The following is a 13,179-nucleotide window of genomic DNA, read 5'->3' on the forward strand; positions in this document are numbered from 1 at the left end:
CGCCCGCGCCGCAGCGTCCGCCGCAGCCGCCGGCGCCCGCCGCGCACCCGCAACGGCGCGAACTGCGGCACCCCGCTCGGCTCGGGGACGTGCGGGACGTAGCCCGAAGGGGAGGACGAAGGGGAGCACGAAGGGGAGCACGAAGGAGATGTGGAGGGGGACGTGGTGGGGGAGGGGGAGGTCGGTCGGACGGTCATCGCGGACACCGCCTGTCTGGTGCGTGAGGCCCCGGAACTTCCGGAGCACCACCACCATCCGTCTTCCGCCCGAATCCCGCTCCGGCCTGTGGACTACCCGACGGTTGTGGACAACTTCCTCACCCGCGACGGCGATTGCCCCGGACGCGCGGCAGGGGGAGAGTGGTCACGGAAGCCGGATCCCCGGTTCCCATCCGTCCAGCGCTCGCGTGCACGCACAGTCCCGGTCCGTTGTCGCGGGGAGCGCTCCGATCGCGTCGGACAGCACGGTCCGCAGCCGTTCGACGTTCTCACCGAACACCCGCAGCACCTCGGTGTGCGAGACGCCCTCACCCGTCTCCGTACCCGCGTCCAGGTCCGTCACCAACGCCATCGACGTGTAGCAGAGTTCCAGCTCACGGGCGAGGATCGCTTCCGGGTGGCCGGTCATGCCCACGACCGACCAGCCGGCCGCGGAGTGCATGCGCGACTCGGCCCGGGTCGAGAAGCGCGGCCCTTCCACGACGACCATCGTGCCGCCGTCCACGGGATCCCAGCCGCGCCCGCGCGCCGCCTTCACCACCGCCCGGCGGCCGTCCAGGCAGTACGGGTCGGCGAAGGAGACGTGCACGACGTTCGGGGTGGTGCCGTCCGGCAGCGGCTCGCCGTCGAAGAAGGTCTGGGCCCGGGCCTTCGTCCGGTCGACGAGCTGGTCCGGTACGACCAGGGTTCCCGGCCCGTGGTCGGGCCGGAGCCCGCCCACGGCGCACGGTCCGAGGACCTGGCGGACGCCGAGCGACCGCAGCGCCCACAGGTTGGCCCGGTAGTTGATGCGGTGCGGCGGCAGCCGGTGGCCGCGGCCGTGCCGGGGCAGGAAGGCGACCGACCGTCCGGCCAGCTCGCCAAGGAACACGGAGTCGCTGGGGGCTCCGTACGGGGTGTCGACCGACACCTCCGTGACGTCGTCGAGAAAGGAGTAGAACCCCGACCCACCGATCACACCGATGTCCGCGTACGGCTTCGCCATCTCATCCCCCTTGATCGCCATGACGCTCACCCTAGCTTTGGCACCTCACCCGGGGAACGCCGCCGGGCCCCACCCGAGGAATGCCGCCAAGCCTCACCCGGGGAACGCCGCCGGGCCCCACCCGGGGAACGCCGCCAAGCCTCACCCGGGGAACGCCGCCGGGCCCCACCCGCCGAACCACCGCCGGGGCCCCTCCCGCCGAACCACCGCCGGGGCCCTCCGGAAAACGCCGTGGACCCCGCCGCGGTGCGGCGGGGTCCACGGGAAGGACGGCAGGGCCGGTCAGGCGGCCGAGCTGGAGCCGGTCGAACCGGACGTCGACGAGGAGCTCGACGTGCTCGACGCGGGCTTGGTGTCCGAGGACGAGGACGAAGTGGTCGAGGAGGACGACTTCGACGAGGCCGGCGAGCTGCTGGACGACGCGCCACGGCTGTCGTTCCGGTAGAAGCCGGAGCCCTTGAAGACGATGCCGACCGCCGAGAACACCTTCTTCAGGCGTCCCTTGCAGTTGGGGCACTCGGTCAGAGCGTCATCGGTGAACTTCTGCACCGCCTCGAGGCCCTCGCCGCACTCGGTGCACTGGTACTGGTAGGTCGGCACTTGTCTTCCTCCTGGCACTCTCACTCGATGAGTGCTAACGACGATCCATAGTGACGTATTCCGTGGATTCAGTCCACCGTCACCGGCACTCGGTGACCGATACCACGTGCGGCGATCCGGCCGGGTGCCGCCTGGGGAGCCAGGCGGGCACGGAGGGTCACCAGCGTGGCCAGGGCGAGCACGGTGCCGACCAGCGGCACCAGGAAGCCGGCGCTGGCGCCCTGCGCGTCGGCCAGGCGGCCGGCGACGGTGACGGCCGCGGCCTGGCCCAGCGCCACGGCGCCGGTCAGCCAGGTGAAGGCCTCGGTGCGGGCGGACGCCGGGACGAGCGTCTCGACGATCGTGTAGCCGGTGATCAGGGCCGGGGCGATGCACAGGCCGACGACCAGGCCCAGGGCGCCCAGGAGTACCGCGGAGTGGGCGGACCACAGGAGGGAGGCAGCGACGGTCAGACCGATGTAGCCGAGGATCAGGCGGCGGCGCGGCCCGATCTTCCAGGCGATCGTGCCGCAGGCGATGCCGGCCAGCATGTTGCCGGCGGCGAAGACGCCGTACAGGATCCCGTTGGCGCCGGGGTTGCCGATCTCCTCGGTGAAGGCGGTCAGCGAGACCTGCATGCCGCCGAAGACCGAGCCGATGCCCAGGAAGGCGATGGCCAGGACGCGGACGCCGGGCACCGACAGGGCCGAGGTGCGCGGCCCGGCGGCAGCGGCCGCGAGCAGGCCGTGGGCGGGCTGGGTGGCGCGCTGGGCGGCGAAGAACAGGCCGCCGACCAGGGTCAGCGCGGCCTCGGCGATCAGGCCGGCCGCAGGGTGGACGCCGGTGCACAGCGCGGTCGCGAGGACCGGGCCGATGACGAACGTGAACTCGTCCGTCACCGACTCCCAGGCGGCCGCGGTGGGCATCAGCGGGTTGCCTTCGAGCTTGGCCGCCCAGCGGGCCCGGACCATCGGGCCGATCTGCGGGACGGACGCGCCGCTGGGCACGGCGGCGAGCAGCAGCGCCCACATCGGGGCGCCGGCCAGGGCGAGCGCGACCAGGGTCGCGACCGACGCGGTGTGGATCAGGGTGCCGGGGAGCAGGACGGCACGCTGGCCGAAGCGGTCGGCGAGCTTGCCGCTCTGCGGGGCGAACAGCGCCATCGAGACGCCGGTGACGGCGGCGACGGCGCCGGCGCTGCCGTACGAGCCGGTGGTGTGCTGGACAAGCAGGACGATGCCGATGGTCAGCATCGCGAACGGCTGCCGGGCCAGGAAGCCGGGCAGGAGGAACGAAAGGGCGCCGGGGGTGCGCAGGAGTTGTCCGTACCCGGGGCGCTTCGCAGTGGACGTGGAGACCGTGGACGCCACGGTCCTTGCCTTTCTGCCGCCTGGTAGCGCTCCCCTGGGTGTCGGGAGCCGCCGAGAGCTGTCCTCTTGCGCGGAACTGCGGTAGATACCAGGTCCACCCACTGCGAGGGGGGTGTGAACGGCCGCCATACGGTCGCGCCAGCTCTGCGTCAGGCAGAGTTGGTCGATCAGTGTTCCTTCATGGTACAGGGAGCGGTCGGCTTCCGCCTGTGAAATTGCCGACCGTTCGCAACGTACGCCTGCGATTAACCGGACGTTTTCCTTCCGGATCGCCCGCTTCGCCCGATCCGCCCGCCTCCGGGTCGGTGTCCGCGCGGTCCGGCCGGCCCGCCCCGGGCGACCCCGGTCGCGCCCGCCGTGCCCAGCCAGCCGGCCAGCTTTCCGCCCTGGCCGACGGCGCGCAGTCGCCGCTCGGTGGCGTCCCGCACCGGGTCGGTGGCCACGACGAGGAGTTCGTCGCCGCGCCGCAGCACGGTCGACGGGCCGGGCACGAAGCTCTTCTCCTCGCGGACGACGAGGGTGACCGCCGCCCCGGCCGGCAGCCGCAGCTCCGCGACCTCCACGCCGTGCATCTTCGACTCGTCCGGGATCGCCACCGAGAGCAGATGCCCGCGCAGCCGCTCCAGCGGCGCCGACTCGACCCCGAGGTCGGCCGCCTCCGCCTTGTCGCCCAGCTTCAGCGCCCTCGCCAGCCAGGGCAGCGTCGGCCCCTGGACCAGGGTGTAGACGACGACCAGCACGAAGACGATGTTGAAGAGTCGCTCGCTCTCCTCGATCCCGGAGACCATCGGGATGGTCGCCAGGATGATGGGCACGGCGCCGCGCAGGCCCGCCCAGGACATGAGGGCCTGCTCCTGCCAGGGGATGCGGAACGGCAGCAGCCCGGCGAGGACCGACAGGGGTCGCGCGACCACCGTGAGCACCAGGCCGATGATCATCGCCGCCCAGAAGTCCTCGCCCAGATTGTGCGGGGTCACCAGCAGGCCGAGCAGGACGAACATGCCGATCTGGGCGATCCAGCCGAGCCCCTCGGCGAAGCCGCGGTTGGCCGGCGCGTGCGGCAGCTTGGCGTTGCCGAGCACCATCGACGCCAGGTAGACGGCGAGGAAGCCCGAGCCGTGCGCCAGGGCGCCGGCCGCGTACGCGGTGACCGCGATCGCCATGACGGCGATCGGGTAGAGGCCGGAGGCCGGCAGCGCGATGCGGCGCAGCCCGTACGCGCCGACGAAGCCGACCGCGAGTCCGACGCCCGCGCCGATGGCCAGCTCCAGGGCGATCTCGCCGACCAGGGAGTACCAGGAGTCGACCGGGCCGACCGCCGAGAAGGCGACGACGAGGATGACGACCGGGGCGTCGTTGAAGCCGGACTCGGCCTCCAGGACGCCGGTCACCCGGGACGGCAGCGGCACCTTGCGCAGTACGGAGAAGACCGCCGCGGCGTCCGTCGAGGAGACGACCGCGCCGATGATCAGCGCCTGCCGCCACTCCAGGCCGACCAGATAGTGCGCGCCCGCGGCCGTGATGCCCACGCTCACCGCGACGCCGACGGTCGACAGCGCGACCGCCGCGGGCAACGCGGGTTTGATCTCCTTCCACTTGGTGCCCAGGCCACCTTCGGCCAGGATCACCACAAGTGCGGCATAGCCGATCACCTGGGTCAATTCGGCGTTGTCGAAGGCGACGTTGCCGATGCCGTCCTGCCCGATGGCGACCCCGATCCCGAGATAGAGCAGCAGGCTGGGCAGCCCGCTCCGGGACGAGATCCGCACCGCCGCGACGGCGATGAGCAGCACGAGCGAGCAGATGAGCAGGAGTTCGTTGAGCTGGTGGACAGTCAGTGGCCGATCCTTTCCCCTCGCGGGCTGCCGGATCGTTCCTCCAGCAGCCGGTACTTCGTTACCTTACCTAATCTTTAACGCTTTCTTGACGCCTCTCGATCTTTCGCTCGGATGCCGTGCGACGGTACGAGGGAGGTGAGAGGGACGCGCGAGAGAGGCACGAAGAGGTCTCCATGCGTCTCCTTACTGACACCGCGTCCGGGCCGGGGGAGCGCTGCGCCTATGGTTGCTCCCAGCACTCCAGGACCACCCTGCCGCTCGAAGGACAGCGATGCCCTCCAACACCACCGCCCCTCCCGCCAAGAAGAAGGGGCGACGCGCCCGCCTGATCGTCCTCGTCCTTCTCCTGGCGGTGCTCGGGGGCGTCGGGTACGGCGGGTACTGGGGCGTCAGCACCGTCCGCGCCTCCTTCCCGCAGACGTCCGGGACGATCGAGATCGAGGGCCTGTCCGGCCCGGTCGACGTCAAGCGCGACGAGTACGGGATCCCGCAGATCTACGCCGACAGCGACGCGGACCTGTTCCGCGCCCAGGGCTTCGTCCACGCGCAGGACCGCTTCTACGAGATGGACGTCCGCCGGCACATGACCGCGGGCCGCCTCTCCGAGATGTTCGGCAAGAGCCAGGTCGACACCGACGCCTTCCTGCGCACGATGGGCTGGCGCAAGGTCGCCCAGGACGAGTACGACAAGGTCCTGTCGGCCGAGACGAAGAAGAACCTCCAGTCGTACGCGGAGGGCGTCAACGCCTACCTCAAGGGCCGGAGCAACGAGGACGTCTCCGTCGAGTACGCCGCCCTGGCCTTCTCCCACGACTACACGATCGACCCGTGGACGCCGGTGGACTCCGTGGCCTGGCTCAAGGCGATGGCCTGGGACCTGCGCGGCAACATGCAGGACGAGATCGACCGCTCGCTGATGACCAGCCGGCTCAGCGCGCAGCAGATCAAGGACCTGTACCCGGCCTACCCGTACGGGACGCACCAGCCGATCGTCACGCAGGGCGGCGTCGACGACGCGACCGGGAAGTTCGACCCCAAGGCCGAAGGCTCCCGCGGCGCGCAGAACGACGGAAGCAAGCGAGGCGGCCAGAACCAGCAGACCGCGCAGGGCGGCCACGCCGGTTCGCCCGCCGACGCCGTCGCCGGCATGCAGTCCCAGCTCGGCGCGCTCTCCGACACCCTCGACGACGTCCCCGCGCTGCTCGGCCCGAACGGCAACGGCATCGGCTCGAACTCGTGGGTCGTGTCCGGCCAGTACACGACCTCCGGCAAGCCGCTGCTCGCCAACGACCCGCACCTCGCGCCGATGCTGCCCTCGCTCTGGTACCAGATGGGCCTGCACTGCCGCACCGTCTCCGCGACCTGCCGCTACGACGTCGCCGGCTACACCTTCTCCGGCATGCCCGGCGCGATCATCGGCCACAACACCGACATCGCCTGGGGCTTCACCAACCTCGGCGCCGACGTCACCGACCTGTACCTGGAGAAGATCAGCGACGGCGGCTACCTGGTCGACGGCCGTCGCCGCGCGTTCAAGACCCGCGAGGAGACGATCAAGATCGCGGGCGGCGCCAGCCGCCCCATCACGATTCGTGAGACCGAGCACGGCCCGGTCGTCTCCGACCGCTCCTCCGAACTGGAGCGCGTCGGCGAGGAGGCCCCGGTCAACAACGTCGCGCCCGACCGCGGCGACGGCTACGCCGTCTCGCTGCAGTGGACCGCGCTCCAGGCCGGCAAGTCCATGGACGCCGTCTTCGAGCTCAACCGGGCGAAGGACTTCAAGCAGTTCCAGGCGGCCGCCGCCCACTTCGAGGTCCCGTCCCAGAACCTCATCTACGCGGACGTGCGCGGCAACATCGGCTACCAGGCACCCGGCAAGATCCCGGTCCGCGCCAGGGGCGACGGCACCGTGCCCACGCCGGGCTGGGACTCCTCGTACAGGTGGAAGAGCTACATCAAGTACGACGAGCTGCCGTACGAGTACAACCCCCGGCGCGGCTACATCGTCACCGCCAACCAGGCCGTCACGAACGCCGACTACCCCGGGCTGCTCACCAAGGACTGGGGCTACGGCGCGCGCAGCCAGCGGATCAACGACCTCATCGAGTCGAAGATCAAGGACGGCGGCAAGATCTCGCCGGACGACATGCGCACGATGCAGACGGACAACCGCAGCGAGATCGCCACGCAGCTGAACCCGCTCCTGCTGAAGATCGACATCTCCGACCCGTACGTCCGCGAGGCGCAGAAGCTCCTCGAGGGCTGGGACTACACCCAGGAGCCGGACTCGGCCGCCGCCGCGTACTTCAACGCGGTCTGGCGCAACGTCCTCAAGCTGGCCTTCGGTGACAAACTGCCGAAGGAGCTGCGGGTCGAGGGCGAGTGCATCAACGTCCGCAAGGCCGATTCCACCGGCCCGGTCGACGAGCAGAACAAGCTGGTCCGCGAGTGCGGCAAGCGGGACGCCGAGTCGGCGCAGCCGGACGGCGGGGACCGCTGGTACGAGGTGGTCCGCCCGCTGCTCAAGAGCGAGAACAGCGACTGGTGGAAGACCCCGGGCGACCGGACGAACGCCCCGACCGAGACCCGTGACCAGCTGCTCGCGCAGGCCATGAAGGACGCCCGCTGGGAGCTGACGGCCAAGCTCGGCAAGGACGTCTCGACCTGGTCCTGGGGCCGGCTGCACCAGCTGACCCTTCAGAACCAGACCCTGGGCACGGCCGGCCCCGGCTTCCTGCAGTCGGTGCTCAACCGCGGCCCGTGGAACCTGGGCGGCGGCGAGGCGGCGGTGAACGCGACCGGCTGGAACGCGGCCGGCGGCTACGAGGTCATCTGGGTCCCGTCGATGCGGATGGTCGTCAACGTCGGCGACTGGGACCGGTCCCGCTGGATCAACCTGACCGGCGCCTCGGGCCACGCGTACGCCGGGCACTACACCGACCAGACGGACAAGTGGGCCGCGGGCGAGCTGCTCGACTGGCCGTACGGCGAGCAGGCCGTGGCCGCGGCGACGAAGGACACGCTGGTCCTCAAGCCGAAGGCGGGCTGAGCCGGGCCGGGGCCGAAGCCCCGGCCGGGGCGTCAGGCCTCCGCAGCGCCGAAGCGGCGGACCCCCTGCGGGGTCACCACCGCCTGAACGGGGTGGTCGTGCGGTTCCTCCGGGACCCGGGCGACCACCTCGTTCGCGTACAGGAGCACCACCAGCGCCGGATGCGCGCCGGCCCGGGCGAGACGGGCCAGGACCCGGTCGTACGAGCCGCCGCCGCGCCCCAGGCGCATGCCGCGCGCGTCGACCGCGAGGCCGGGCAGCAGGACCGTGTCGGCGGTGCGGACCGCGTCCGGGCCGAGCCGTTCGCCGGCCGGTTCGAGCAGCCCGAGCCGGGCCCGCTCCAGGCGCTCCGCGCCCTCGTAGAGGGCCCAGTCCAGGTCGTTGTCGGGCAGCAGGACGGGGAGCAGGACGCGGACGCCGCGGTCCCGCAGCGCGTCGAGCAGCGCGCGGGTGCCGGGCTCGGTCCCGATCGACACGTACGCGGCGACCGTCCTCGCCTCCGCCAGTTCGGCCAGTTCCAGCGCCCGCCGGGCCAGCGCGTCGGCGGCCGCGTCGACGTCCTCGCGGGTCAACAGGGCCCGCTCGGCGAGGAGCAGGCGGCGCATCGTGGTCTTTCCGGATTTGTCGTCCGACACAGCAAACTCACAAATTTCTCGTACGGACTCTTATGCAGCGGAACTCAATCGGAGCCTCATCTTTGTTTCATACCGACCGGGTAGGGTGCTCCGCATGACTGAGTCGTTCGCCAGGATCAGTAAGGCTGTCATCCCGGCCGCAGGCCTCGGCACCCGGTTCCTCCCGGCGACCAAGGCCACTCCCAAGGAAATGCTGCCGGTCGTCGACAAGCCCGCCATCCAGTACGTCGTCGAAGAGGCGGTGGACGCCGGACTCACCGACGTCCTCATGATCACGGGCCGCAACAAGCGCCCGCTCGAGGACCACTTCGACCGGAACTACGAGCTGGAGGAGGCGCTGACCCGCAAGGGCGACACCGAGCGCCTCGCCAAGGTGCACGAGTCGAGCGACCTCGCCACCATGCACTACGTGCGTCAGGGCGCCCCGCGCGGCCTCGGCCACGCGGTGCTGTGCGCGGCCCCGCACGTCGGCGACCAGCCCTTCGCGGTCCTGCTCGGCGACGACCTGATCGACCCGCGCGACCCGCTGCTCTCCCGCATGGTCGAGGTGCAGGAGCGCGAGGGCGGCAGCGTCATCGCGCTGATGGAGGTCGACCCGGCCCAGATCCACCTGTACGGCTGCGCCGCCATCGAGGCCACCATCGACTCCGACGTCGTGAAGGTGACCGACCTGGTGGAGAAGCCGAGTCCGGAGGAGGCGCCGAGCAACTACGCGATCATCGGCCGCTACGTCCTGGACCCGGCGGTCTTCGCCATACTGCGCGAGACCGAGCCGGGCCGCGGCGGCGAGATCCAGCTGACCGACGCGCTGCAGAAGCTCGCCGCCGACGAGAAGATCGGCGGGCCGGTCCACGGCGTGGTCTTCAAGGGCCGCCGCTACGACACCGGCGACCGCGGCGACTATCTGCGTGCCATTGTCAGACTCGCGTGCGAACGTGAGGATCTGGGACCGGAGTTCCGGTCCTGGCTCCGCAGGTACGTCAGCGAGGAGATGTAGCACCTTGAGCAGCAGCACGGCACCGTCGACGGCCCGGCTCTGGTCGGTCGACGAGCACCTGGACGACATTCTCGCGGCGGTCGAGCCGCTCGACCCCATCGAGCTGCAACTGCCGGAGGCGCAGGGCTGCGTCCTCGTCGAGGACGTGACGGTGCCGGTCGCGCTGCCCCCGTTCGACAACAGCTCGATGGACGGCTACGCGGTCCGCGTCGCGGACGTGGCGGGCGCCTCCGAGGAGTTCCCGGCCGTGCTCACCGTGATCGGGGACGTGGCGGCCGGCGCCGGCGGGCTGCCGACGGTCGGCCCCGGCCAGGCCGCGCGGATCATGACCGGCGCGCCACTGCCGCCGGGCGCCGAGGCGGTCGTCCCCGTCGAGTGGACCGACGGCGGCACGGGCGGCGGACCGGCCACCGGGATGCGGGCCGCCAGCGCCGAGCCCGAGGGCGCGGCCGGCGAGGTCCGGATCCATCGGCCGGCGAAGGCCGGGGCGCATGTGCGGACCCGCGGCAGCGATGTGCAGGCGGGCGACCTGGCCCTGGCCGCCGGCACCGTCCTCGGCCCGCCGCAGATCGGGCTGCTCGCCGCGATCGGCCGCGGCACCGTGCGGGTGCGCCCCCGCCCCCGCGTGGTCGTGATCTCGACCGGCAGCGAACTGGTGCAGCCCGGCGAGGAGTTGGGCGAGGGCCAGATCTACGACTCGAACAGCTTCGCGCTGGCCGCTGCCGCGCGCGACGCCGGCGCGATCGCCTACCGGGTCGGCGCGGTCACCGACGACGCCGAGGCGCTGCGCGCCGCCATCGACGACCAGCTGATCCGCGCGGACCTGCTGGTCACCACGGGCGGGGTCAGCGTCGGCGCGTACGACGTGGTCAAGGAGGCGCTGACCGCCGACGGCGAGGTCGAGTTCCGCAAGCTGGCCATGCAGCCGGGCAAGCCGCAGGGCTTCGGCACGATCGGCCGCGAGCACACCCCGCTGCTCGCCCTGCCGGGCAACCCGGTCTCCTCGTACGTCTCCTTCGAGTTGTTCGTGCGGCCCGCGATCCGGGCCCTGATGGGCGTGGACGACCTGCACCGGCCGCGGGTGAGAGCCGTCCTCAAGGCGGACCGGGCGCTGTCCTCGCCCGAGGGCCGTCGCCAGTTCCTGCGCGGCACGTACGACGCCGAGTCCGGCACGGTCACCCCCGTGGGCGGGGCCGGCTCGCACCTGATCGCCGCGCTCGCGCAGGCGGACGCCCTGCTCGTGCTGCCCGAGGACACGACGTCCCTGGCGCCGGGCGACGAGCTGGACGTGGTCCTCCTCGGCTGACGGGGCCTCGGTGGCGGTACCGTGTCGTCCCACACAGCGACCGGGAGTGTCACGGCCATGAGCACGCAGCAAGGACTCACCCACCTCGACGACGCGGGCGCGGCCCGCATGGTCGACGTCTCCGGGAAGGACGTCACGGCACGCACCGCCCGCGCGAGCGGACGGGTGCTCGTCTCGCCGCGCGTGATCGAGCTGCTGCGCGGCGAGGGCGTCCCGAAGGGCGACGCGCTCGCCACCGCCCGCATCGCGGGCATCATGGGCGCGAAGCGCACCCCGGACCTGATCCCGCTCTGCCACCCGCTGGCGGTCTCCGGCGTGACGCTGGACCTGACCGTCGCGGACGACGCGGTCGAGATCCTGGCGACGGTGAAGACCACCGACCGCACGGGCGTCGAGATGGAGGCCCTTACCGCGGTCTCGGTCGCCGCGCTCACGGTCGTCGACATGGTCAAGGCCGTCGACAAGGGCGCGGTCATCTCCGACATCCGGGTGGAGGAGAAGACCGGCGGCAAGTCGGGCCACTGGACGCGCGAGGAGCCGGCGTCGTGACGCGCGCGGGCCAGGTGGCCAGGACGCACGACCACAAGGAGCACGCCCCGGCGGCCCCCGAAGCTCCCGCCGACGCGTACACCGCGCTCGTCGTCACCGCCTCCAACCGGGCCGCCGCCGGCGTGTACGAGGACAAGGGCGGGCCGCTGCTCGCCGAGGGCCTTGCGGGCATGGGCTTCACGGTCGACGGCCCGCGGGTCGTGCCGGACGGCGAGCCCGTCGGCGAGGCCCTGCGCGCGGCCGTCGCGGCCGGGTACGACGTCGTCCTCACCACCGGCGGCACCGGCGTCTCGCCGACCGACGCCACCCCCGAGGTCACCCGGGCCGTCCTCGACCACGAGATCCCCGGCATCCCCGAGGCGATCCGCGCGTACGGCCGGCAGAAGGTCCCCACCGCGGCGCTGTCCCGGGGCCTGGCCGGCGTCGCAGGCCGCACCCTGATCGTCAACCTGCCCGGCTCGCCCGGCGGAGTGCGCGACGGGCTCGCCGTGCTCGAACCGCTGCTGCGGCACGCGGTCGACCAGCTGCGCGGCGGCGACCACCCCAGACCGGCCGCGGAAGCGGGCCCGACGTCATGATTCCGTCCTGGCCCGTGGTCCTGCGCGACGGCGACGTCGTCCTGCGCCCGATAAAGCTGCGCGACCAGAGGGAGTGGCGCGAGGTGAACCGGCGCAACCGGGACTGGCTGCGCCCCTGGGAGGCGACGATCCCGCCGCCCGCGCCCGGCGGCCCCGTCGCCCAGCGCCCGACGTACCGTCAGATGGTCCGCCATCTGCGCGCCGAGGCGAACGCCGGGCGGATGCTGCCCTTCGTGATCGAGTACCGGGGCCGGCTGGTCGGCCAGCTCACGGTCGCCGGGATCACCTGGGGCTCGATGTGCTCCGGCCACGTCGGCTACTGGGTCGACCAGGACGTGGCGGGTCGCGGGGTCATGCCGACCGCGGTCGCGCTCGCGGTCGACCACTGCTTCCGCGCGGTCGGTCTGCACCGGATGGAAGTCTGCATTCGGCCCGAGAACGGGCCCTCCCGCCGGGTCGTGGAGAAATTGGGATTCCGGGAGGAGGGGCTGCGTCCGCGCTACCTCCACATCGACGGTGCGTGGCGGGACCATCTGGTCTTCGCGCTCACCGCGGAGGAGGCGCCGGAGGGGCTGCTGCGCCGCTGGCACCAGGCGCGACAGCTGCCCCCGCGGCCAGCGAAATAACAAAGGTGTTCGAATTTAATCAGCGGTCGATCACCAATCGATCTGAACAATCACAAAAAAGTTCAGTGATATCAGCCAGATCGTGCGACACACCGGGCCAATTGGCCGATGCCCGTAACGGAACCCCTCTACGGTGTGAAGCGTGAGCAGCAGCGGCCTCATCTACGCAGTCATCGTCGGGGCCTGGGCCGCCTACTTGGTGCCGATGTGGCTCCGCAGGCAGGACGAGCTCAACGAGGCCCGTCCGACGGAACGCTTCAGCACCGCCATCCGGCTCCTGTCCGGACGGGCGGGAATGGAGCGCCGGTACGCCAAGGAGCTGCGGGAGCGCGACGTGGTCGAGGAGCCCGAGGCCGACCCGGACGCCGAGACCGAGCATTTGAGCTCGGTCGACGTCCGGGCCTTCTCCGCGCCCCCGGCCAGGACCGAGGCGCGCCTGGAGCTTCCCG

General features: G+C 71.7%; 12 protein-coding genes. 7 read left to right on the top strand and 5 right to left on the bottom strand.

The window, feature by feature from the left end; all coding sequences use genetic code 11:
• Positions 1–363: 363 nt before the first annotated feature.
• The 4 genes from VIU94_RS42055 to VIU94_RS42070 form a co-directional block, all read right to left on the bottom strand.
• On the bottom strand, positions 364–1,224 hold the full coding sequence (locus VIU94_RS42055; RefSeq protein WP_331920518.1) for an S-methyl-5'-thioadenosine phosphorylase: 861 nt from the start codon (positions 1,222–1,224) through the stop codon (positions 364–366).
• A 261-nt stretch (positions 1,225–1,485) separates the two neighbouring features.
• Positions 1,486–1,803, bottom strand: coding sequence for an FmdB family zinc ribbon protein (locus VIU94_RS42060; RefSeq protein ID WP_331920520.1), 318 nt, complete (start codon positions 1,801–1,803; stop codon positions 1,486–1,488).
• A 68-nt stretch (positions 1,804–1,871) separates the two neighbouring features.
• Positions 1,872–3,152 (bottom strand): MFS transporter, encoded by a 1,281-nt coding sequence (locus VIU94_RS42065; protein ID WP_331920522.1) that lies wholly within the window; start codon positions 3,150–3,152, stop codon positions 1,872–1,874.
• Between the two features lie 245 nt (positions 3,153–3,397).
• Entirely contained in the window at positions 3,398–4,945 is a 1,548-nt protein-coding gene (locus tag VIU94_RS42070; protein ID WP_414721104.1) for a potassium/proton antiporter, read from the bottom strand.
• Between the two features lie 316 nt (positions 4,946–5,261).
• Here VIU94_RS42070 and VIU94_RS42075 point away from each other — a divergent pair, with 316 nt between their 5' ends.
• Positions 5,262–8,039, top strand: a complete 2,778-nt coding sequence (locus VIU94_RS42075) for a penicillin acylase family protein (RefSeq protein ID WP_331920524.1) — start codon at positions 5,262–5,264, stop codon at positions 8,037–8,039.
• Between the two features lie 32 nt (positions 8,040–8,071).
• On the opposite strand, the gene VIU94_RS42080 is transcribed toward VIU94_RS42075, so the two are convergent.
• A complete protein-coding gene (locus VIU94_RS42080) occupies positions 8,072–8,674 on the bottom strand; it encodes a 5-formyltetrahydrofolate cyclo-ligase (protein ID WP_331920526.1) in 603 nt (200 codons plus the stop codon).
• 94 nt (positions 8,675–8,768) lie between these two features.
• On the opposite strand from VIU94_RS42080, the gene galU reads away from it, so the two are divergent.
• From galU to VIU94_RS42110, 6 genes are all read left to right on the top strand, one after another.
• Entirely contained in the window at positions 8,769–9,671 is a 903-nt protein-coding gene (galU, locus tag VIU94_RS42085; RefSeq protein WP_331920528.1) for a UTP--glucose-1-phosphate uridylyltransferase GalU, read from the top strand.
• A 4-nt stretch (positions 9,672–9,675) separates the two neighbouring features.
• The gene (gene glp / locus VIU94_RS42090; protein WP_331920530.1) at positions 9,676–10,977 is read left to right on the top strand and encodes a molybdotransferase-like divisome protein Glp; all 1,302 of its coding nucleotides are present in this window, start codon (positions 9,676–9,678) and stop codon (positions 10,975–10,977) included.
• Between the two features lie 57 nt (positions 10,978–11,034).
• Positions 11,035–11,526: a cyclic pyranopterin monophosphate synthase MoaC gene (moaC, locus tag VIU94_RS42095; protein ID WP_331920532.1), complete on the top strand. Its 492-nt coding sequence runs from the start codon at positions 11,035–11,037 to the stop codon at positions 11,524–11,526.
• 122 nt (positions 11,527–11,648) lie between these two features.
• A complete protein-coding gene (locus tag VIU94_RS42100) occupies positions 11,649–12,104 on the top strand; it encodes a MogA/MoaB family molybdenum cofactor biosynthesis protein (protein ID WP_414721106.1) in 456 nt (151 codons plus the stop codon).
• Positions 12,101–12,730, top strand: coding sequence for a GNAT family N-acetyltransferase (locus VIU94_RS42105; RefSeq protein WP_331920534.1), 630 nt, complete (start codon positions 12,101–12,103; stop codon positions 12,728–12,730). Before VIU94_RS42100 ends, VIU94_RS42105 begins: the two co-directional genes overlap by 4 nt.
• A 142-nt stretch (positions 12,731–12,872) precedes the next feature.
• The coding region (locus VIU94_RS42110; RefSeq protein WP_524540672.1) for a SepX/GlpR family protein at positions 12,873–13,179 on the top strand (307 nt) is incomplete at its 3' end.

Source organism: Streptomyces sp., assembly GCF_036566765.1.
Lineage (GTDB): Bacteria > Actinomycetota > Actinomycetes > Streptomycetales > Streptomycetaceae > Streptomyces.